Source organism: Methanolobus sediminis, from assembly GCF_031312595.1.
Lineage (GTDB): Archaea > Halobacteriota > Methanosarcinia > Methanosarcinales > Methanosarcinaceae > Methanolobus > Methanolobus sediminis.
The window spans coordinates 1,129,457-1,151,713 of record NZ_CP133592.1 but is presented as its reverse complement, the minus strand read 5'-3'; the positions used below and the strand labels follow the sequence as shown (position 1 = coordinate 1,151,713).

General features: G+C 40.8%; 21 protein-coding genes, 2 tRNA genes and 1 other RNA gene. 9 read left to right on the top strand and 15 right to left on the bottom strand.

All coding sequences use genetic code 11. The annotated features are described in order from the left end of the window. Positions 1 to 7 precede the first annotated feature (7 nt). On the bottom strand, positions 8 to 1,429 hold the full coding sequence (locus RE474_RS05570) for a D-aminoacyl-tRNA deacylase (protein WP_309311977.1): 1,422 nt from the start codon (positions 1,427 to 1,429) through the stop codon (positions 8 to 10). Between the two features lie 200 nt (positions 1,430 to 1,629). On the opposite strand from RE474_RS05570, the gene RE474_RS05565 reads away from it, so the two are divergent. Both RE474_RS05565 and RE474_RS05560 read left to right on the top strand, forming a co-directional pair. Continuing rightward, the gene (locus RE474_RS05565; RefSeq protein WP_309311976.1) at positions 1,630 to 2,286 is read left to right on the top strand and encodes an MBL fold metallo-hydrolase; all 657 of its coding nucleotides are present in this window, start codon (positions 1,630 to 1,632) and stop codon (positions 2,284 to 2,286) included. A 16-nt stretch (positions 2,287 to 2,302) separates the two neighbouring features. Further along, complete coding sequence (locus tag RE474_RS05560; protein WP_309311975.1) at positions 2,303 to 2,629, top strand: ribonuclease P protein component 4; 327 nt, start codon at positions 2,303 to 2,305, stop codon at positions 2,627 to 2,629. On the opposite strand, the gene RE474_RS05555 is transcribed toward RE474_RS05560, so the two are convergent. The 3 genes from RE474_RS05555 to ffs form a co-directional block, all read right to left on the bottom strand. Next, positions 2,630 to 2,878: a hypothetical protein gene (locus tag RE474_RS05555; protein ID WP_309311974.1), complete on the bottom strand. Its 249-nt coding sequence runs from the start codon at positions 2,876 to 2,878 to the stop codon at positions 2,630 to 2,632. Positions 2,879 to 2,968: 90 nt separating this feature from the next. Beyond that, positions 2,969 to 3,053: transfer RNA gene (locus RE474_RS05550), tRNA-Ser, on the bottom strand. 59 nt (positions 3,054 to 3,112) lie between these two features. Beyond that, positions 3,113 to 3,427, bottom strand: an RNA gene (gene ffs, locus RE474_RS05545) — signal recognition particle sRNA. Positions 3,428 to 3,570: 143 nt separating this feature from the next. Here ffs and RE474_RS05540 point away from each other — a divergent pair. Next, positions 3,571 to 3,810 carry a winged helix-turn-helix domain-containing protein gene (locus RE474_RS05540; protein ID WP_309311973.1) on the top strand — a complete coding sequence of 80 codons (240 nt, stop codon included), beginning with the start codon at positions 3,571 to 3,573 and terminating at the stop codon, positions 3,808 to 3,810. A gap of 57 nt (positions 3,811 to 3,867) precedes the next feature. Here RE474_RS05540 and RE474_RS05535 read toward each other — a convergent pair whose 3' ends face one another. Beyond that, positions 3,868 to 5,244 (bottom strand): ATPase domain-containing protein, encoded by a 1,377-nt coding sequence (locus RE474_RS05535; RefSeq protein WP_309311972.1) that lies wholly within the window; start codon positions 5,242 to 5,244, stop codon positions 3,868 to 3,870. Between the two features lie 234 nt (positions 5,245 to 5,478). Continuing rightward, entirely contained in the window at positions 5,479 to 6,258 is a 780-nt protein-coding gene (locus RE474_RS05530; protein WP_309311971.1) for an ATPase domain-containing protein, read from the bottom strand. A gap of 506 nt (positions 6,259 to 6,764) precedes the next feature. Here RE474_RS05530 and RE474_RS05525 point away from each other — a divergent pair. The 4 genes from RE474_RS05525 (at position 6,765) to RE474_RS05510 (ending at position 12,428) form a co-directional block, all read left to right on the top strand. After that, positions 6,765 to 8,789, top strand: coding sequence for an MA0829/MM1976 family S-layer protein (locus RE474_RS05525; protein ID WP_309311970.1), 2,025 nt, complete (start codon positions 6,765 to 6,767; stop codon positions 8,787 to 8,789). Positions 8,790 to 8,865: 76 nt separating this feature from the next. After that, positions 8,866 to 9,426: a hypothetical protein gene (locus RE474_RS05520; RefSeq protein ID WP_309311969.1), complete on the top strand. Its 561-nt coding sequence runs from the start codon at positions 8,866 to 8,868 to the stop codon at positions 9,424 to 9,426. A gap of 100 nt (positions 9,427 to 9,526) precedes the next feature. Next, positions 9,527 to 9,637 (top strand) — tRNA-Met (locus RE474_RS05515). A 67-nt stretch (positions 9,638 to 9,704) separates the two neighbouring features. Then, entirely contained in the window at positions 9,705 to 12,428 is a 2,724-nt protein-coding gene (locus tag RE474_RS05510; protein ID WP_309311968.1) for a DNA-directed DNA polymerase, read from the top strand. Between the two features lie 20 nt (positions 12,429 to 12,448). Here RE474_RS05510 and phoU (RE474_RS05505) read toward each other — a convergent pair whose 3' ends face one another. The 6 genes from phoU (RE474_RS05505) to RE474_RS05480 form a co-directional block, all read right to left on the bottom strand. Continuing rightward, complete coding sequence (gene phoU / locus RE474_RS05505) at positions 12,449 to 13,099, bottom strand: phosphate signaling complex protein PhoU (RefSeq protein WP_309311967.1); 651 nt, start codon at positions 13,097 to 13,099, stop codon at positions 12,449 to 12,451. Between the two features lie 284 nt (positions 13,100 to 13,383). Next, positions 13,384 to 14,034 (bottom strand): phosphate signaling complex protein PhoU, encoded by a 651-nt coding sequence (gene phoU / locus RE474_RS05500; protein ID WP_309311966.1) that lies wholly within the window; start codon positions 14,032 to 14,034, stop codon positions 13,384 to 13,386. 6 nt (positions 14,035 to 14,040) lie between these two features. Continuing rightward, positions 14,041 to 14,811 (bottom strand): phosphate ABC transporter ATP-binding protein PstB, encoded by a 771-nt coding sequence (pstB, locus tag RE474_RS05495; protein WP_309311965.1) that lies wholly within the window; start codon positions 14,809 to 14,811, stop codon positions 14,041 to 14,043. 43 nt (positions 14,812 to 14,854) lie between these two features. Further along, positions 14,855 to 15,712, bottom strand: a complete 858-nt coding sequence (gene pstA / locus RE474_RS05490; RefSeq protein ID WP_309312207.1) for a phosphate ABC transporter permease PstA — start codon at positions 15,710 to 15,712, stop codon at positions 14,855 to 14,857. Between the two features lie 5 nt (positions 15,713 to 15,717). After that, entirely contained in the window at positions 15,718 to 16,605 is an 888-nt protein-coding gene (pstC, locus tag RE474_RS05485; protein WP_309311964.1) for a phosphate ABC transporter permease subunit PstC, read from the bottom strand. 26 nt (positions 16,606 to 16,631) lie between these two features. Continuing rightward, entirely contained in the window at positions 16,632 to 17,489 is an 858-nt protein-coding gene (locus RE474_RS05480) for a PstS family phosphate ABC transporter substrate-binding protein (protein ID WP_309311963.1), read from the bottom strand. 268 nt (positions 17,490 to 17,757) lie between these two features. Here RE474_RS05480 and RE474_RS05475 point away from each other — a divergent pair, with 268 nt between their 5' ends. After that, the gene (locus tag RE474_RS05475; RefSeq protein ID WP_309311962.1) at positions 17,758 to 19,128 is read left to right on the top strand and encodes a dihydroorotase; all 1,371 of its coding nucleotides are present in this window, start codon (positions 17,758 to 17,760) and stop codon (positions 19,126 to 19,128) included. Positions 19,129 to 19,213: 85 nt separating this feature from the next. Continuing rightward, positions 19,214 to 20,119, top strand: a complete 906-nt coding sequence (locus tag RE474_RS05470; RefSeq protein ID WP_309311961.1) for an RAD55 family ATPase — start codon at positions 19,214 to 19,216, stop codon at positions 20,117 to 20,119. Here RE474_RS05470 and RE474_RS05465 read toward each other — a convergent pair. From RE474_RS05465 to RE474_RS05455, 3 genes are all read right to left on the bottom strand, one after another. After that, positions 20,102 to 20,797: a DUF1614 domain-containing protein gene (locus tag RE474_RS05465; RefSeq protein ID WP_309311960.1), complete on the bottom strand. Its 696-nt coding sequence runs from the start codon at positions 20,795 to 20,797 to the stop codon at positions 20,102 to 20,104. The two genes, RE474_RS05470 and RE474_RS05465, sit on opposite strands and share 18 nt — an antisense overlap. 87 nt (positions 20,798 to 20,884) lie before the next feature. Continuing rightward, the gene (locus tag RE474_RS05460; RefSeq protein WP_309311959.1) at positions 20,885 to 21,421 is read right to left on the bottom strand and encodes a KH domain-containing protein; all 537 of its coding nucleotides are present in this window, start codon (positions 21,419 to 21,421) and stop codon (positions 20,885 to 20,887) included. A gap of 19 nt (positions 21,422 to 21,440) precedes the next feature. Then, positions 21,441 to 22,250 (bottom strand): serine protein kinase RIO, encoded by an 810-nt coding sequence (locus RE474_RS05455; protein ID WP_309311958.1) that lies wholly within the window; start codon positions 22,248 to 22,250, stop codon positions 21,441 to 21,443. Positions 22,251 to 22,257 lie beyond the last annotated feature (7 nt).

Sequence of the window (22,257 nt, the reverse complement as noted above, 5' to 3'; positions counted from 1 at the left end):
TATATATCTAATCGGACAACTGGATATGCTTTACCCTTCTTTTGTGCACCATTTCGGGCATGATGGTCTTTCCCTCTAATACTATTGGGTTACCTTTTGCAAGTTCCCCAAGCATTGGCCCGGGAGGAATACCCAGTTCTTTTGCTGCTTTCGGATCAAATTTTTCACTGATGATGTAAAGTATATTCTCATCAGCAATATATTTAATTTCATAATGCTCTTTTAGTATTTTAATGCATTCATTTGTAACGTTCTGCATAGCACTTTTAGTTTCTTCCCCGATTCCCAGTATGGTATTTGAAAGAGTTCCGTTATTTTTTTCCATGTAGACAGGAGCACAGCGTGCAAGCATTTCTTCAGTAAGCTTCCGGTTGGCTTTTATAGTTTCCTGGAACAATTCCTCATTGATGCTACACAGGGCGATTTCATCATCTGGTTTTTCGTCTTTCTGCCGGGATTCTTCAATTTGCGATGTGAATACATCAGTAGCCCTGAACTTCCCCTCGGGACAGAGTTCGTCACATCTGTTCTTGATGTCCATAAAGAGATCCCATGGAATCCTCTCAAATTCTCTGATATCACTCTCTCTTAGTAATATATAATGCAGCTCATCTATGATGCCTGAAAGTCTTTCTCTTTCTTTTGCACTCATGGACTTTCTGTCAAAATATGCAAAATCAGCACCTGACTTCTCAAAAGCCTGAATTATCATTTCTTTGTCTACAAAGGTTAACTGGTAGTCCGGGAAATTATGTCCGAATGTAACTTCTGAATTAAGTATCAGTTCAGTTTGTCTGGATGCATAATGTCCTCCTCCAAAACCAACCGCAATTGGGGTATACTTCTCATCATTCTCAGTGGATATGAATTCTCTAATAGCTTCCAGTATTGCCTTAGATGCAATATTGCCAGCTTCAGGATCATTCCACTGTATTTCAGAACTTCCTATCTCTGCATAGACCATTGGTGTTTTCAGGTCAGTGGGTCCATGGTGGGTGGATTCCATATTTACTTCATAATCCAGTTCCCTCGAGAACATTTGCATATTTTTCAGTATATGTCGCAACATGTGTGGTGCTGCCACAGAGAGCTCTTTTGTTCTTCCTCCAAAATCAGCTTTATCCGGATTTCCTGTAAAATGGGCAGTAAGTACAGACCTTCCGTCGCTGCTCTTGTGCTTTGAAGCGACGATTATCATATCTGTGTCAAAACCGGATGATTTCATCTTCTCATCGATTCTGTCTTCGTAAATATGGTGGCCTTCAATTTCCAAAATTCTCATTTCCGGATTATCGTAAACTGAAATGAGATCTCTCCAATTGTCAGGGGTCTGCTCTATTTGTTCCCAATGTGCATTTTGAAGCAGGTGGTTCTTTATGTTCTGGCTTGCTGCATCGGCAGCAGAACATAATATGTTGATCTTCTTCATGTTTTGTAGTCCTGTCTCTCGATGTGTCAGTGTATTAAATAATTACTTTTCTCTCAGTAGCTTTAATGCTTATGATGCATTCATTTGGGATGAAGTTTTATCATAGTAATAATTCCTCTGAGATTTGTGCCCGGAATAAAGGAAATGATACAGGCTGAATCCTGATGTGTTTCATAAAATTGATTTAAAGACGTGATACTTTGGCTGATATAACAATTAATGGTGTACTGATAAGAAAACTGGAATATGCAGGTTTTATGGTAAAGTCCGATGAGATGGTACTTTATATTGATCCCAATGGGCTTGGTGATGAACAAATTCCAGAAGAGGATATGGCAGACTTGATTCTTATTACACACGAACACTTTGGCCACTGCGATCCGGATTCTATCAGGAAGATTCGCAAATCTGATTGCACAACCCTTATACCTGAAAAGATGAGCTTGCAGTTCAGGGGCGATGCAAGAAGGGTGATGGAGGGTGACTCTTTAACAGGTGAGTTAAGTATCAAAGGCGTGGACATTGAAGTTCTCCCTGCTTATGTTTCCTGCGAGTCAGGCCAATCTCTTATGAGTGAAGGCGTAGGTTATTTCTTCACTTTAGGAGATCTTAGCATTTATCATGCAGGACATTCCTGTGATATTGCAGACATTGGAGGTCTTTCTCCGAATTTAGTAATGTTGCCTATCGGTAATGATCAGTTAATTAGTGTCCAAAAAGCAGCAGATTCATTAGCAAAACTTTCACCCGATTATGTTATTCCTATGTGTTATGATGATTCAACTGATATTGATGCATCGGAATTTGTAAATGCAATACATTCAAAGCTTCCATCCGCAGAGGTCTTGCTCTTCTAAGTTTCAGGTGCTTATTATGGCAAAATCCCGGAAAAATAACAAGGCAGTAGCTCGTAATATTGCACAGGAGCGAATTGAGTATCTTTTTGACCTTGCAAAAAGTGAGTTTTCAGAGAACCCTGAAATGAGCAAAAGATATGTTTCACTTGCCCGTAAAATAGGGATGCGTCACAGAGTCAGTATTCCCCCTGAACTGAAAAGAAGTTTTTGCAAAAATTGTGGCTCTTTGCTATTAACGGGAAGTAATTCAAGGGTGCGCTTGAAGGATGGCACTATCATAATAACGTGTTTGGATTGTGGGAGCATCAAAAGATATCCTTTTGACAAAGAAAAGAAAGGATGATTATGGATTAATCCATGAGAGCAACATTGTTGCCAGGTATGCTACAAGGAATATTATCACACCCATTGCTAAGTAGAGGAATATATTCCTGAACACCACCTCTTTTTCAGAGCCTGCTTTTATTCCAAAGCTGCCGCCGCATCCTCCGCCGCATCCTGCACCACATGATGTGCATGCAACATTTCTGCCTAACTCTGCTTCATTATCTTTTTTGTTTAATAAAGGAACTACTGTTTTTTCAGACATCATATTTTATTCTCTCCTTTATTCTATTAGGTTCTTGCCAGTGAAATATGGCATGATGTTCACTCTATGGTTTGACATTTATTAAAAACAGAGCGACGAGAGGGGGATTCGAACCCCCGAGGCGCATAGCACCACAGGATTAGCAATCCTGCGCCATACCGGGCTTGGCTATCTCGTCATATTTGTAGTGTTCGTTCCTAAATGCAATTCAGGTATTTAACGTTTTCCGGGTTAAAGTGACAGGCACGCCCGAAGTCGCTGCTTTTTCCATGATCAGGTGGTCTGGAATTTCTTCTCCACCCCGCAACCCTCCAAGCGACGATTGTCTACGGTAGGCCTGCTCCCTTCCGGGCCTGGGCTGGTTCCCACAGTTAAGGTATAAGTACATGCTCTCCAGCAAGCACCTATATCAACGTCATCCAAGCAGGACGGGGTTTCTCAGTTGAAATCACAGGTTTGAAAATGGTCCAAACATCTTCTTCAGGCTTCGTCCCCCGCGTATCGGCGATTTCGGGTTACAGGTAACGCCGGCCTACCCGGACTAGCCTGCCACCCTTAGATATGCATTACAGGTTATAAAAGTATCCTTCGGCGGTTAGCATAACCGTGTTCGATGGTTTTAAATACATTTTCCGGATTTACACATGTAAAAGTAATATATACAATGCTGGACAATACTATATAGGAGGCCTAAAATGGAAGAATTGATTGGATTTGTAACTGGTAACAAGAATCGCCAGAAATTGCTTACTCTCTTAGGTTCTAAACATCAGCTTGATGCCGGAAAACTTGCCAAGAACATGCACATTGCACGTCCATCAGTAGAAAAGATCGTGGAAGAGTTGCTTGAAAAAGAGTTGATAGTTCAGGAATCTGATATGTATATGCTTACTGAACTGGGGGAATCTCTGGAACGTAAGGTTCAGAGCATTTAATCCCTCTATCTTTTTTCGTTTTTGCTTATTCGTTGTTTGTTGAACTATGTAACATATTCAAATAAGGGCGTCTGTCCTGAGTTTTATGCCGCTCTCTGTAATTGCATACTCCTTTATTGAACGTTTATGTTTTGCACCTCTGGATTTAGTAACACACATGTATCTGCGGTCTCTTGCTTTGGAATTATGTAAAATTAACACAGAATCCATTATTGATGAGATATCTATTTTCTCGTTACCTGGGCATTCCGAAGGTGCAATGTCTGTGGTGAACAAAGACGTTATGTTCTTGCTTTTAAGGTAACTCGTAATTGAATAGATATATCCCTTAAGTTCAAGTATATCAGGTATGGATATCTCCATGTGGTTAGTACCATCAAAAAAAACCCTTTTAATATTGTTCGTTTCTATTATTTCCTTAATCCTGTCAGCATGTTCTGCAGGATATATTTGATTTGGATTTGTGCATATAAAATGTAAAAGTCCTTTATTAATGTATTCTTCCAGTTCCCAACCCATTCTTTTGGAATCAAGTATCATCTGATGAGGGGTATCCTCAAAGGTGATAACCATTGCAGATTCGTTGTTTTCCAGTCCCTTTAGTATAAATTGCAATCCAAAAAGTTTCTTGCCGGTGCCCGGGACACCTGCAACAAGCAAACTATTGTAACGGTATAATCCTCCTTCAAACATGCTGTCAAGGCCTGGGACTCCAATTTCGACCTGTGTATCATCAAGATCTATTTCTTTTACAGGTCTAAGGTGGGGATAGACCGTAAAACCAGATGAATTGATGTTGTAAAGATATTTGTGTGAAGTAATCTCTGAACGTTTGCCCGGATCGATTCCTCTCATCTTTATGAATTCAAGGCGATGGTCCGCTCTTGCGTTCCTATCTTCTCTGGAGAGGTATATTATTCCATCAGATAGATGACTGACAACAGAATTGTGAATATCGGATTTGAGTAGTTCTCCTGCCAGGAATGTAACCATATTTCTTTCCTGTAGCATGGAATCAAGTGTATAAAAAAATCTTCTTTTTTCCTGTTCGATAAAACCATATCCCAGTGGTGTAATAGGGTCGATGACAAGTCTGTCAGGTTTTCTCGATTCAAGGATGTTTCCTATTTCTATTAAAGTGGTCAGCGGATCTTTCTCAGCCAGTTGCCTGTTAATAGGGTGAACTTCAAAGGAGTCCTCATAAAAATCAAGTGTTGAATTGTAAAGCATCAGTTTTTCAGGACTTTCGGTTGTAATCGGGATATATAGTGCGTTTTCCCCATTTTTGGAAGCATTTGATAACATCTGGAGTGACATAATAGTTTTCCCTACTCCGGATGATCCTGCTATCAGGACTGTGGAGGGCGACATGATTCCTCCTAAGATTGTATCAAGTCCTTTGATACCACACGAAACATGTTTCAATTGGTCCATTTTATCTCTGGATTTCTGTAGTTTGAGTAAATGTTTATTCGTTAATTTAATATATGCTTTTATATAATTAATTGTTGGTGAAAATAATGAATTACAGATGTCCTGTTTGTGAAGGTAAAATGAACCGCTGGCGATACCCTGTACTAAAAAGATATGATCAATTTGGCCGCACACTGATAATCTATAAATGCGTAGAATGCGGCCATGAAGAAATGTATCCTGACTTATGATCTATTAAAACATTGAATAGACTTCTTCATGCGGATGGATCACAAATCCGTCAGGAGTTATATCGTACGGGTGGATCTTCTTACTATGATCCGATCCTCTCATCTTATATATTTCCATACTTCTCATTCTGACGTTCTCGTGCCTCTTGTAGTATAATACTATAGTACCGTCAGTGACGAAGTTTTCGACACCAAATCTTGAAGGTTTGGATTCGTCAATTAGTTCACATGTCATCATTGATGTAAGGCCAATAACTTCCAGTGTGGTGCTGAGTTTAAGAAGTTCTATTCTGATTTTAGCAGGGTCCTGCAGATAGAAACTGACAGATGTTGTAGAGTCAACAAGTGCACGCTTTGCATTGATCTCTTCCTGTGTAGCTATGATCTGATCCATCATTGACCTGATGTCAAATGGTCTCACATCAACATATTTTTCCTGAGAGGGGATGCCTATCTTAGTAGAGCATGCATCGATGATAACGAGTTTGTTTTCATCTTCAAGTGCCTGAAGGTCCCATCCAAACTTTAGGACGTTTTCCCTGATCTGCTCAGGTCTTTCCTCGGTTGCCACAATAATTCCATTCTCTCCGTATTTCGTGATTCCGTTGTATATGAATTGTATGGAGAAATTTGTTTTTCCTGCACCGGATGTACCTGATATGAGGTATGTTCGGTCACGTATCAGGCCGCCGCCACATAATTCATCAAAACCTGGAATGCCAGTTTTGACACGATTTGTTTCATCTTCCATTGATATTTCTTCAGAAACTGCACCATCGAACATCTTATTTTTCACTCCTTAATAATTGGTAAATCCCTCATTGATTAATAATGTCGAAAATTTTCTGAATTTTGCCAGACTTTTATTTCATGTCTGTTTTATGTAATAACATATATAAATATGTTGAACTATTCTAGCTTCAATGGCATTGATTTCATTGATGTTTTTCTAAATCTTCAATTCATACATCGACAATTAGTGAAGATTAATTTATGATTTGTCTGTTTTTTGACCTTTGTTTCTAAACGAGTTCGACATTTACCGTCGAATGCATCGGTGTTTGCCAATGCAATGCGATAATTGTCCTGTTTTAGACCACAAAAGATTTAATACGGCAATTGTTTAATAGAACACTTGTAATCCAATATGACGGGATTAGGAGGGTGATGAAGTCTCCTTCGGCAAAAGACGAACTCAACTGTTTGTCTGAAGCTAGAAGACTAATAGGGCGAAATTCGCTTTATTCCTTGATTCTCACTCTTTTACACGAATAAATACGGAGGAAAATAATGAAAAGATTTACAACTATCGCATTAGTTGCTCTTCTTGCAATTGCAGCATTAGTAGTGCCTGCAACTGCTCTTGTGGAGACAGTCGAAGTGCGCAGTCAAGTCTACAATGGCACTAATCTGTCTACTATAGTAGATGCTAATGGTGACCTTGTTTTTGATGAAACGAACTTTGCAGGTTTTTGGTATGATATTGATGCCAACAAGTCAAGTGAAAATCTCACTATCCTTAACAGTTCACTGATAAGCGGAGATTCTATCGAAGAGAAAGGTCTTTGGTATAACTCTACAATTCAGCAGACCGAGTATGAAGGATCATTTGCCGGAGAAGAGGGCGTTGCTTATCCAGATAACGAAACCTTCCCAGTAATTGGTCTCTTTGCAGAGAAGTATGTTCCACTTGATGACGCAGATGCAAGTGAACTTGTAAAGCTTCTTGTTGACAATGATGACAAATACACACTCAGGACCGGTTCTGCACTTGAACTCGCAAATGGCTATGAGCTTACTGCAAAGCAGATCGATGTTGAGGGTGACAAGGTCTGGATGGAACTCAGCAAAGATGGCGAGTTCGTCGAGGATGAAGTTGTCGATGTAACTAATGGCGAAGCAACCTGGGACTACGACACTGATGTCGGAGATCAGACTGATGTAATCGTCTTCAGAGTAAAGATCACTGATGTATTCCAGGGTCAGGTCGACAGCCTCGCTGTTGTTGAAGGTCTCTGGCTCATTGACTACGAGAATATTCTTGAAGTAGAATCTTCAGATGAATTTGGTGAACTTGAAGTCAATTCTGCTACTGGAAATACAATTTCCATGTTTAACTCTGGTACACTCACACTTTCCAATGATAAGACCGTCGACCTTGCAGAAGGTCTGATGTTTAAGACTGCAGATGTCGCATCTGGGGATCTCAGATTTGCACTTTATAAGGAATACACTGATGTAGGAACTTATGAGGTAAGGGGTAGTGTTGCATACGGTAACGCTTCAGAAACATGGACCGCAGCTGAATTTGCAGGTTTCTGGTACGATCTTGATGCCAACAAATCTTCAGAGACACTTACAATAGATCCAAACAACTGGAACATTGCAGAGAAGGACTTGTGGTATAACTCTACAATTCAGCAGACCGAGTATGAAGGATCATTTGCCGGAGAAGAGGGCGTTGCTTATCCAGATAACGAAACCTTCCCAGTAATTGGTCTATTTGCAGAGATGTATGTTCCACTTGATGACGCAGATGCAAGTGAACTTGTAAAGCTTCTTGTTGACAATGATGACAAATACACACTCAGGACCGGTTCTGCACTTGAACTCGCAAATGGCTATGAGCTTACTGCAAAGCAGATCGATGTTGAGGGTGACAAGGTCTGGATGGAACTCAGCAAAGATGGCGAGTTCGTCGAGGATGAAGTTGTCGATGTAAATAATGGCGAAGCAACCTGGGACTACGACACTGATGTCGGAGATCAGACTGATGTAATCGTCTTCAGAGCAAAGATCACTGATGTATTCCAGGGTCAGGTCGACAGCCTCGCTGTTGTTGAAGGTCTCTGGCTCATTGACTACGAGAATATTCTTGAAGTAGAATCTTCAGATGAATTTGGTGAACTTGAAGTCAATTCTGCTTCTGGACTTGAAATCAGCATGTTCAACTCTAATTCAATCGGATTCGGAAAGGACAAGACCGTCACTCTCGCAGAAGGCTTAATGCTTAAGACTGCTGATTCAGATAATGGTGAACTCAGATACTATCCATTCGTCGAGAGAACAATCGGTGAAGAAGTAACAGTTGACGACTCCGGTGTAGGCGAAGTTTCTGATGAAGAAATGCCTGCTGATGAAGAAGTAGCTGGAGAGGAAACTCCTGTTGTTGATGAAGAAGCACCTGTAGAGGAAGAAACTCCTGTAGAGGAAGAAGAAGCACCTGCAGAGGACACTGAAGAATCCCCTGGATTTGAAGCAGTTTTCGCAGTAGCTGGTCTCCTTGCAGTAGCATACCTTGTCAGAAGAAACTAAATTTCTAAAATGAAGAAGGGTTAATCCCTTCTTACTATCTTTTTTAATTTAATATTATTTTTTAAGAGGTGTAACCATGAAAAAAATGATTTTAGTTCTAATACTAAGTATTCTAATGTTGTCTATCTCCGGTTGCACGGATGAAGTTGTAGAAGAAACTCCTGCATCATCGGCAGGTTCTATCACGGATTCTGAGACAACAGCTGACCTTGTACCAATTGATAATCTCCCTGAAAACTATGAGTTACTTGGTATCCGTGATTTATCTGCAGAAACAGTAGGCTCTGAGTATGCAGTGGTTGAGGGCATTGTAGGGGGTTCAGAAGGTCTCTATACTAATGCAGAGTCAACAGATGTTTATGTTGATGTTATTGAAACTAACAGTGCTGAAAATGCCGAAGAATTTATAAATGCATACAAAGGTGAATTCAGTGATCTTGCTGTAGGTGACCGATTCACTGATGTTTCTATAAACGGACATTCTGCAGTACAAATACTTGATTATGTAATAGTAGGTATGGAAGATGCTAAAAGATATACTTACATCTGGAGCAACGGTAAGTTCGTATTTGTTGTAGGTGGCGCAACAGAAGATTCTGAAGTACTGCTCACATTGGCCGAATCAACTGGATATTGATTAGGTTCAATATCCTTTTTCGCTCTATTTTTATTCTTTAGACTGTCTCTCTTTCAATCGATACGCTTTAATATGACTTTGCCCTTTTACATGCTGCACTGCCCGGATAGCCTAGTTGGTTGGGGCGCCAGACTCATAGGGAATAAAATTCCGTGCGTCCAAAATCTCCTGAGATATCTGGAGGTCGCGTGTTCGAGTCACGCTCCGGGCATTCTTCCTTATTTTTTCTTTAATTACAACGTAAAGCATATATGGTGCAAGCCTGTAAGGTAAGTCATATGAACTTTCAGATACTGGATGCTGATTACATAGGACATGAAAGTGGTCCTGTTATCCGTCTTTTTGGTAGAGCAGAAGACGGACAAAGCGTCTGCTGTTTTGTACCGGGATTTGAACCTTATTTCTATATGAATGCAGAGGGGGAGCTTGATAAGCTTGCCACTATGTTGAAAGAAAGGTTTGATGTGATCAGGAAGGTAGAGATTGTTCCTAAATTTGAGCCTGTAGGTTATCAGGTGTCAAAGAAACCAATGTTATGCATTACTACCATGGAACCTCGTAATGTTCCAGAAATACGTGATGATGTTCTTAATCTCCCGGGCGCCAAAGAAGTATATGAGACTGATATCCTATTCAGAAACCGTTTTATGATCGATATGGGCCTGCATGGGATGGGTTGGGTTACTACAGAGGAGATCTCGGAAACTCCATTTTCTAATGATCATATTTACTGTGATTCAGTATTCACCGCTTCGTCTATTAAAGAAACTGAAAAGCTCTCCGTTGCTCCACTTAAGCATATATCATTCGACATAGAATGCCTCCCTATAGATGGTTCAATGCCTGTGCCAGAGACATCTCCCGTCATTATGATAAGTATGTCTTTCGGTCCTGCATTCAATGGACATGACACTCTTGTTCTGGTATCCAAAAAAGTAGAAGGCGCAGGGGAAGATGTCATAAGTTTTGATACCGAGACTCAGATGCTTAACAGGTTCTTTGAGTTGTTCCAGGAATATGACGCAGATATTGTATCAGGTTACAACATAAATGATTTTGATATTCCTTATATTGCCGACAGAGTTGCCATCCTTTCCAATTCAGGTGAATCTGTCAGGCCAACGGTTGGACGCGATGGCAGGGTATTAAGTTACCGTAAGATAGGCAACAGGACAATGGTATCAATTCCTGGAAGGGTTGTTGTGGATGCGTTACCACTTATAAGGAGTCAGTACAGTCTTAAACGCTATACACTAAGGAATGTGGCAAAAGAGTTACTGGACATGGAGAAATTGGATGTTGCGCCATCCGAGATGGAAGAATATTGGCTAGATGATGGTGAAAAGCTCCTAAAGTTCATAGATTATGCGCGCAGGGACTCAGAGCTTGCAATCGAACTAATCCTGAAGCTTCGTCTTCTTGACAAGCATATAGCAGTGGCTCAGGTAAGCGGTTCTCTTCTTCAGGAAGTTGTCGACGGTGGCCAGACCTCAATGGTTGATAACCTTCTTTTAAGGGAATATGGCAAGCAGGGTAGGGTTATTCCTCCAAAGCCAAGTGATGAACTTGTAGCGATGAGGAATCGCAGCAGTGAGGGTCTGAAGGGCGGTGAAGTACTTGAGCCTAAAAAAGGACTGCTTGAGAATGTTGTGATTCTTGACTACAAATCACTTTATCCAACTATTATGATGGCACATAATCTCTGTTATACGACTGTTGTGGAGCAAGACCGTCCTGCAGGAGGGGAAACTATAGTTCCTCCATCAGGCGGTGAGTTTGTATCTGCACATGTTTCTAAGGGTATAATGCCATCCATTCTTGAAAGTCTGCTTCAGAGAAGGGTTGAGACCAAGAGGAAAATGAAAAATGCATCAGATGAATCCGAATATCGCGTACTTGATGCCACACAGCTTGCACTGAAGATTCTGCTTAATAGTTTTTATGGTTATTCCGGATATACTCGTGCAAAACTTTACAGTCTGACTCTTGCAAATGCCGTAACCAGTTTTGGAAGGGAAAATATTCTCAATACACGTGCTCTTATTAATGGCGGTATCAGCAAAGTAATCCTGAAGGATGGTTCTGCTTATTTTACAGAAGAATTGCCCTCGATTGAACCTGATGATCATGTGGTGTCCCTGTCAGTAGTTTATGGTGATACTGACAGTGTGTTTGTTCAGTGTGCTTCCAAGAAGGAAATCTCTCTTGATGATGCCGGTCTGGTAGGCAGCAAGATCGCTGCAACAGTTTCAGCTTCTCTTCCCGACCCGATGGAATTAGAGTTTGAATCCATTGCAAAACGTGCTCTTTTCATCGCAAAGAAGCGTTATGCAATATGGGTATTTGAAAGGTCAGGGGAAGAATGGAAAGGTGGCATAAAGGTAAAGGGCATGGAAACGGTGCGAAGGGATTGGTGTGAGCTCACATCCAAGACTCTTAACCGTATCCTTGAGTTAGTGCTTAAGGAAGGTAATGTAGAGGCTGCTGTGCAGCATGTTCGAAAAGTGGTTGATGGTGTACGGAATATCGATGTCAGGAATGACTCTGATATAATCGAAGATTTGACTATGACTCGTATGTTCTCCAAGAAGGCTACCAGCTATAAAAATAAACAACCTCATCTGACTGTGGCGGAAAAAATAGAAGAAAGAACCGGAACTCCTCCTCCTGTGGGGGAACGTATTCCTTTTGTTATCATAGCGGGCAAAGACCTTTTTGTGAACCGCGCTGAAGATCCCGAATACGTAAAGGAGAACAATATTCCTATTGATGTGGACTATTATATCAAAAAACAGTTGTTGCCTCCGGTAGAGCGTATTCTGGGTGTTTTTGGAGTGGATGTGGCAAACCTCGACTATGATTCAAAGCAAAAAGGTTTATTTGACTTTTCTGACAAGCCGCCAGAATCTCCTGTTAAAAAGTTTAAGCAAAAGGAAGCGGAAGTAAAAACCCAGCAAACACCTGTGAACAGGAAATCACAGAGTTCGCTGTTTGATTTCTAAACATTCTATCAATTTAAAGATTAATTCAGATCTTTTCTCTGTGCTTCTGCAATGTAGACTATGCTTTCGCATATATTGCATGCGTGATCTCCTATTCTCTCAATGTAGCGGATCACGAATAGAAGATGTGATGCGTTTGTAATTATACTAGCATCTGCTACCATCATTTCTATGAGCTCTTTTTCAATAGCATAGAATGCCCGGTCAATCTCATCATCTTTTTTCGCAGTAGCTTCAGCAAGTTTAGCATCATTTATTTCAAAAGCTATCATTGCCTGTTCAAGCATTCCGCTGGCAACTTCTGCCATTTTGGGGATGTCTACCAGAGGCTTGACATGATCTCCTTCTATTCTTTCTGCAATCTCTGCAATATTCACTGCAAGATCACTCATTCTCTCAATATCTATTGCTATTTTGAGGCATGATGTAACAAATCTCATATCTCCTGCGGTAGGGCTTTGGAGTGCAATTATTTGAGATATTGATTTTTCAATTTTCATTTCATAATCGTCGATTGGCTGGTCTCCATCAATTACACTTTTTGCCAGCTCTTTATCAAGCTCTTCCAGGGCTTTTATTGAGTTTTCAATGGCTTCATGTGCCAACATCCCCATTTCTTTCACATCGCTTCTCAAACTATCAAGACTTTCATAGTACTTTGTACGCGTCATTTGTTCACCCCGATTATAATATCTGTTTATCTTTTATCATGATTTTATACATTTATTATGCATTTTGGTTGCTTTGCATCGAATGATGTTTATTATAATGATTCTCTAACTAATATATAATTGTCAATGTATCATGTAGTTTCCTATTTTTCATCTATTTTTGTAAAAAACGATTCTTTCAGATATTTACAACAATTCTTTAATAAAAAAGTGAAAATCCAAGCTTTTTATTTAATCTAAGCTCTGAATCTGTGATTTTGGCTTTATTGCTGTATTTTTAGGTATTAATTGAGATTGACTCTCTGACCAGTGGCCATATAGACAATACTCTCACAAATATTGCATGAATGGTCTCCAAACCTCTCAAGGTAGCGGAGTACCAGTAGGAGGTGTGATGCATTGGTAATGAGTGCTTTATCGCCCATCATCGATTCAATAAGCCTGTTTTGTGTTCCATAAAATAGTTTATCAACTTCTTCGTCTTTTAAGGCTGTAGATGCTGCCAGTTCATGGTCAAGTGTCTCAAAGGCCTTGATTGTCTGTTGTAGCATCTCATCACATATTTCAGCCATTTTCAGAATATTGTCCAGGTGCTCTGTATGTTCTTTTTCCATACATTTGGCAACGTTAGCAATATCCACAGCAAGGTCACTCATTCTCTCCAGATCAATAGCTATCTTGAAGCAGGAAATTATTAGTCTCATATCTCCGGCTGTTGGATTCTGGCGTGCTATCAGTTGTGTCGTACATTTTTCGACTTTCAGTTCATAGTCGTCAATTATCTCATCACCCTGGTAAATCAGGTCTGCAAGTTCAGGATCATGTGTTTTGAGTACCTGTATTGATCCGAGTATTGCCTCATTGGATAAATTTCCCATTTCAATAATGTATCCTTTAAGCGTTCCCATATTTTGCTGAAATAAGTCCCTTGTCATTTAATTTCACCCGAATCTGCCAGTGATATAATCTTCTGTTTCTTTTTTCTGAGGATTTTCAAAAATCTGGTTTGTTTTACCAAATTCTATCAGGTCGCCCAGCAGGAAGAATGCTGTGTAGTCTGATATCCTGGCAGCCTGTTGCATATTATGTGTTACAATGACAATTGTGTAATCTTTTTTCAGCTCAAGGATGAGATCTTCGATCTTGCTTGTGGATATTGGGTCAAGTGCACTACAAGGTTCGTCGAAAAGTATCACTTCCGGTTTAACTGCAAGTGTCCTTGCGATACACAATCTCTGTTGCTGACCACCACTAAGGTCAAGTGCAGAAGCATCAAGCCTGTCTGATATCTCTTCCCAGAGTGCTCCTGATTTGAGGGCGTTTTCAACTATTGCTGGCATCTCTTTTTTGCTAAAACCATGAATCTTTGGTCCATAGGAAATGTTGTCAAAAATTGACATTGGGAATGGATTTGGTTTCTGGAAAACCATTCCTACTTTTTTTCTGAGATCTACAACATCTGTACCCTTTGTGTATATGTCCTCTCCACTAATATTGACATTACCTTCTATCCTGCAACTGGGAATAAGATCATTCATCCTGTTAAGGCATCTGAGGAACGTGGATTTTCCACATCCGGATGGGCCAATAAAAGCGGTTACACTATTCTTTGGGATATCGATTGATATGTCATGGAGCGCATGGTTATCTCCATACCAGAGGTTAAGGTTCTTTACCTCAATTTCGGTCCCGTTGTCATAAATTTCTGGCATATGTTATCCTCTTAGTCTGATATTGAATTAGGCTTTGATTGGATTATCTTTTGAGCTTTTTTCTGTAGTGTGATCTTACAGTTACCGCAACGACGTTCACACTTAGTACGATTATTAGCAGTATCAAGGCTGTACCGTATTGTATTGGTCTGGTCTGGGTAATGTTGGTGCCCGACGTTGCAAGCACATAAAGGTGGTATGGCAGTGCCATAAATTGTGAATAAATTGAATCTGGGAGTCTTGGCAGGAAATATGCTGCTCCTGTAAGCAGGATTGGTGCAGTTTCGCCTGCAACTCTTCCGATACTGAGGATTGCTCCGGTTATCATTCCAGGGATTGCAGCTGGAAGAACTACTCTTCTGATAGTTTCCCACTTGGTAACTCCAAGTGCAAGTGATGCTTCCCTGTATTCTTTTGGTACTGTGAGAAGCGCTTCCTGGCTAGCTCTGATTATCACTGGAAGTATCAGCAGTGCAAGTGTCAGGGATGCAGAAAGGATTGAGGGGCCAAAGTCAAGATACTTTACAAACATTGCAAGTCCGAACAGTCCGAAAACGACGGATGGTGTTCCAGCAAGGTTGCTGATGGCCATTTCAATTGCCCAGGTTGTTTTCCCGGGTTTTGCATATTCTGTTAGGTAAATAGCAGAAAGCATTCCAAGTGGCAGTGCAACAGCTATTGATCCTATAATGAGGTATGTTGTACCTATTATGGCAGGGTATATTCCACCTTCTGTCATTCTATGCCTTGGCATTTCAGTAATGAACTCGATACTTAAGGCACTGTATCCGTTGGATACTATGTAATAAAGGATTACCAGTACAAAGAGAACAACCAGTCCCGTTGCTAATTTCAATAACCCGAAGGCTATTTTTTCATTTGTTTTTGCATTGGAAAACATGGTTATCACAGGTCGAACCTATATCTCCTTTTTATATAGTTGGCTATGATGTTGATTATGAATGTAGTAATGAAAAGTACAGAACCGATTGCAAAGAGTGCATGAAAGTGATCGCTTCCCTGTGGGACTTCTCCCATCTCAAGGGCGATTGTTGCTGTCATTGTTCTGACTGGTTCAAAAAGGCCAGAGGGAAATCCTGGTATTACGGCTGAGTTTCCTGTGACCATCATTACGGTCATTGTTTCGCCAATCGCTCTTCCAATTCCAAGCATAACAGCTGCAGATATTCCTGAAAGAGCTGCAGGAACTGTTACTTTGTATATTGTTTGCCATCTTGTGGAGCCCAGTGCAAGTGATCCTTCTTTGATAGATCTTGGGACTGCACTAATAGCATCTTCTGAAATGGATATGATCGTAGGCAAAGCCATAATGCCTAACATGATCGAACCTGTAAGTGCCGTCTGGCCAGTTGGGAGTCCCAGTGTCTTCTGTACAATTGGTACTAGTATAACAAGACCAAAGAAACCGTAGACCACAGATGGGATTCCTGCAAGTATTTCTGTGATTGGTTTAAGGAAATTGGCAACTTTGGGATTAGCAAGTTCTGAAATATATATTGCTGCTGCCAGTCCAAGTGGAACTGAGAATAATATTGCTCCAACAGTTACTATCAATGATCCAAGGAACAGTGGCAGTAGTCCGAAATGTTCCGGGTCCGCTGTTGGGAACCATTTAGTGTCGGTTAAAAAACTAGTGACCGGATAATTTTCAAATAATAATACTCCATCGCGGAATAAAAATATACAAAGGAGGAAAAGGACAACAACTGCCACTGCCCCGGATGCAAAGAGGAGTGACTCAATGCCCTTTTCCTTCAGGTATCTATTTAACATCTATTCCTCTGATACCTGTATTGTTTTTAGTTTACTGGGAAGTATCCTACGTCAGATACTATTTCCTGTCCTGCAGTACTCATCACATAGCCTATGTATTCTTTTGTAAGTCCTGTTGGCTCACCATCTGTGTAGTAGTGGAGAGGTCTTGCAAGTGGGTAGTTTCCTGCCATGATATTCTCTGGGGTAGCTTCTACAAAGCCATCTCCGCCATCAAGTGCAAGTGCTGTGACTGTGTCATCAAGGTATGCATAACCTATGTAGCCGATTGCTCCTGTGTTCTGTCCTACTTCCTGCACGATTGCACCGGTTGCTGGCTGTACAAGTGCATCAGCACGGTATTCTTCATCAAGGAGTACTTCTTCCTTGAAGTATGCATATGTTCCAGAGCTGCTGTCACGGGTGATTACTGTGATTTCAAGGTCATCACCGCCGACATCTGCCCAATTGCTTATGCTACCGTTGTAGATTGCCTTGAGCTGGTCAAAAGTGAGTTCAGTTACTGGGTTTTCAGGGTTTACGACTACTGCAATTCCATCCCATGCAATTACCTGTTCTACAGGGTAAATGCCGTTAGCTTCTGCATTTTCAATTTCTGAGTCCTTGATCTGTCTTGAAGCCATTGCAATATCGACTTCGCCATCAACGAGTGCTGCAATTCCAACACCTGATCCTCCGCCAATGACTGTGATGTCTGCGTCAGGGTTTTCAATCATGAATTCTTCAGCTTCTGCCTGTGAAAGTGGAAGTACTGTGTCTGATCCTTTGATCATAATGCTTCCTGTAGCGCCAGTAGCTGCATCATCTGCTGCAGTGTCTTCTGTAGTTGTATCTCCGTTATCTACACAACCGATTCCAATGAATGCAGCTGCAATAATTAACATTACCACGAAACAAAGTGAAATGTTTTTGAATAATTTTCCTGATATCATATTCTGGTTCACCATTTAGTTATGGATTCTACGTAACTTGTCAGTGAACCATTACAAAATCGATACATAAGGGTTATGTAAGTACAATATATACTACTATATTCTTGATAGCCGTATATATTGCCTATATAGTTACTATGTAGCTATATATTTGCTCAATATTTTATCATTGAGTGCTCTATCATAAAAAGCATATACTTCAATAGGAATATAGGACACTATGTCTGATATTCTTATCAAGAACACCAAAGTCTTTGTCAACAATTATCTTCAACCTGCAGAGGTTCTTATTGAGGATGGAAAGATATCCCGTATTGCAAAAGAGATAGATGTTCAGCGGTTGAACCAGGTCATTGATGCCAAGGGTTCACTTACCCTTCCTGCTGGTATTGATGTCCATGTCCATTTCCGTGACCCTGGCTTGATTGAAAAAGAAGACTGGTATACAGGATCCTGCTCTGCCGCAGCTGGTGGGATCACTACTGTTATCGACCACCCTAATACTATCCCTCCGACTATTGATAAGAAGACATTCAAGGACAAGCTTAAGATCGCAAATCGTAATTCTATAGTTGATTTCGGACTATATGGTGGAGTGACTGGGAATATTGAAAAACTTCCGGAGTTATGGAAGAGTGGCGCCACTGCATTTGGTGAGATCTTCATGGCAGAATCTACTGGTGCTCTCAATATTGATGAAAAATGTCTTGATGAAGCACTGGGTGTGCTGAAGCAGCTTGATGCGCTTCCATGTATTCATGCGGAAGATGATAAGATCAGGCTGGAATGCGAGGCTTTCCTTAAGGATGACTATGCTCCGGATTCTCACTCCCGCGCACGTCCTAATTATTGTGAGGCACTTGCCGTTGAGAAGGCAATCAAGCTGATAAGAAAAAATGGGATAAAGGCACATTTCTGTCACATAAGTGCCATGGAATCAGTTGGTCTTCTGCGCAAGGAACGCTATCTTGATTCTAAAGAGGGCATTGCTCCCTCAATTACAAGTGAAGCTGCGCCGCATCATCTGTTCCTTTCAACCAAAGACTGGGATCGTCTTGGTTCATTTGGCCGGATGAATCCGCCTCTGAGGGATCGCAGAAGTGTAAAGATGTTGCTGAATTCCTTAAATGATGGCACCATTGATGTAGTTGCATCGGATCATGCACCACATACTGAGGCTGAAAAAGATGTGGATATCAAGAGTGCACCTTCCGGAGTTCCGGGTGTTGAGACTCTGATCCCGTTGATGCTTGTTGCAGTAAAAAGGAATCTTCTGCCGCTGGGGCGCATGATTGATGTGACAAGTAAGAATCCTGCAAGGATATTTGGCCTAGATCGGTTCTTAAAAGGTAATTTTGCAGAAGGGTATGATGCTGATATCATTATAGTTGATCATTCCAAGGTTACTGAGATCAAGGGTGATGAGCTCCATAGCAAGGCAGGATGGACTCCTTATGAAGGTATGGATGGTATTTTCCCGGAATATACTATTGCCCGTGGTGAACTTGTGTGGGATGGTGACCTGATTGCACCAAGGGGTCGAGGAAATTTCCTTCCGGGCAGAGGTTTTACATCAGGTGACTCTGAATAGATATGTTCATAATTTTGAATGTGTGTTCACAATACCATAACATTTTAAATATAATAATCGCATATTATGTACATATGGTGGTGTGATGAAAACCAAATTCCCTATTCATACTACGTTGAGCGCAGACGCTATTAAGGTTCTTGAGCGATACGAGAAAGAACTTGGTGCAAAGAATGTTGTGCTTGAAAAGGCACTTCTCAATCTTGATTCTACACGTTTCAAGGCCAAACTTGATACTCAGAATATTGACCGTATCATCAAGAGAGTCCCAACTGGGATACCAGGATTGGATGATTTTCTGGAGGGTGGATTTCCCAAAGGGTTCGCCGTCGTTGTGACTGGTCCTCCCGGTACTGGCAAGACTACTTTTTCAATGCAGTATCTCATAGAGGGGGTAAAGAATGGTGAACGATGTATCTTTTTCTCATTTGAGGAGAGGGCGCAGCAATTAGTTCAGCATTTTGCAAGATTTGGGTGGGATGTTGGTAAGTTCATCGATGATGGCTATCTTGAAATATTCGGAATCTCTATGCTGACATCAGAAGAGATGATGGAGATAATTGATTCCCATAAACCTGAAAGGGTTGTTTTTGATTCAATGAATATCCTTACGGCACCAAGTGATTTCAGAACATCATCTTCGTGGCGTGGACTTCATCGTTTGCTAAAGAAGAATCAGACTACTGCTATTCTTGTTACTGAGAAATCCCATGGGATAGAAGTCAAGGAGTATGACGACTTTGATTTCCTTGGAGATGGTGTTATTTTCCTTGACTTCATTCAGACAAATGATATTGATACAACTCCAATGCCTGTGATGGCAGTTCAGAAAATGAGGGCAACACGTTTGGATCATACGCCTCAGCCATTCAGGTTCACAAACAATGGCATAGCCAAATACAGGGCTCTCAACCTTCCTTCAAAGGTTCTGCAGGACAGAATTGAAAAGCGTAGGGCTGAGAGGCTTGAAATGTCAATGGACGAAGAATGATAATAAACTGGCAACAATTGTTGTCAGGTATATTGCTTTAAAGGTACCGGCACCGCCTATGCTGATAAAGGCGCTACCTGTTTTTTCTTTGTTGAACGTGAGTACTGAGATTATATTTCCGGTAAGTATCCCGCCAACTCCTGCAATGAATGTGACCGATGCGGCATTTTCGGGAGAAACTATCAGTGAGAATGGTAATGCTATAAGGCCTATATAATCCGGGATTATGAGGCCGATTCCTCCCATCATTTCTGAAAGAAGGCTAACTGCAACTACGACAATGAGCATAATTTCCAGCGCTGTGTTGTTTGGTTGTGTCAGCAAGAGGTATATTGTTGCAAGTGCAGGAATAATTGCACCGCCAAGGTTCGCGGTTATTGTTGTATTGAAAACCCTGTCCTTTCCGATGTTTAGTTCTTTTACGACAGGCACTGAATATATATCTTCAAGGATTGGTGCATATCTGAACAGTTGTTCAGGTTTTTTGGATCTTGTTGTGAACAACGGGATATCAACGATGGATCCAAGAAGCATGGCAAAAAGGATAATCATCAGTGCAAAGGAACTTATTGTTCCCAGTGCAATGTGTCCTTTATAACAAAGGGCTGCTGTTGGGAGTAGAATCAGTACAAAAGCTGTGTATGTCCTAATCTCGGAACTGTTGATATATCCTCTCATCTGTCCTCCGATTGTTATTAGGGCTTTAGAGCTTTAATATTTTTGGTGAGATATACTATTCGTATATCTCTAAATGGTTTGTTTTATTTAATAGTAATCAAGCTGTGACTGGAGTAGTTCCTGTCTTTTCTTTTCCAAGTAGCTGTAAACACTTCCGTGATTCGCTCCTTCAATGAGCATCTCAATTGCGGTTCTGGCTATTTGATTTTGTTCAGGAGTGCCAATCACGCTAACTGTCTTTCCATAGACTGACATTTTCACGCCTATCAGCCTTTCAGTTATTTCACGTGTCTTGCCGCCTTTTCCTATGATCCTTCCTTTAAGGCGCAACAGTTCTTTTTGCGTTCCTGTATGTTTTGAAAGGTCAATGACTTCAAGCATCAGCATGTCATCATCGAACATTGTGAATGTTTTGTCAGGATTGAATCCTCTTGCAATTGCATTGATCACATCCTCCGCTTTCATAGCTCCGACCGGGTCATCTCCTGGTATGATCTCTACAGTTCCTTCTTCACTGTCAATATCCAGACTTGCTGTTGATTTCTCTTCTATTATCTGTTTGACGCGACCTTTTGGTCCGATTATTGCGCCAACTCTGTCTTTAGGAACTTTGATATGTGTCATAATTGTCTACCTTTGTAAGTTATAGGTCATTTTCTTCGTTTTTAGCTTCTTTGTTCCTGATCGATGTATACAGCTGGTGTGGATCTTCGTTAATGCTATATTTTTTGAAATAGCGTACTATGTTCTCGATATCTCTTATCAGGAATTCTATTGATCGCGGATGTTCCCTGGTAACTGACTGGCCCATATCTATGAATACGGGTTCGTCTGTTTCAGGTATTATGAGTATGTTATACTCGCTCAGATCTCCATGAACCAGGTTTGCTTCGTTGTACAGGAGATCAATGTAATTGATGATTGTATTGAATGCTTCCTTTGCAGCCTCTTTTTCCATCTTATAGTCTTTTAATTGTGGGTAGGGTATTCCTTCCTCTCCCATAAATTCCATTACTAGGATGTTGCGTTCTGCCACAATGGGTTCAGGTACTTTAAGACCCGCTTCTTTTGCACGTACTAGGTTTCTTTGTTCTTTTTTTGTCCATGCAAATATTATGTCGCGTTTCGAATGTCTCACGTTTCTGAAACGCGGGTCTCCGAGGATGTAGTCCTCCATTGAATTGAAGGTGCTTGAAGATATTCTGTATATCTTCACAGCTATGTCTTTTTCAGCATCTTCAGCAAGGAATACATTTGCTTCTTTTCCTGTGCTGATGGATCCTCCAATTGCTTCTATTATTCCTTTATTAGATAATGTATAAAGGGTCTTTAAGGTTGGTTCGTCAAAGACATTCTCTTTTACTTTAAGAGTGTCAGTGTCTTTGCGTCTCATCCTTGATTTATCGACTTCGGTATCAATGCGTTTTACTTTGCTTGTAACTTCTTTTTTCATGTTCTGT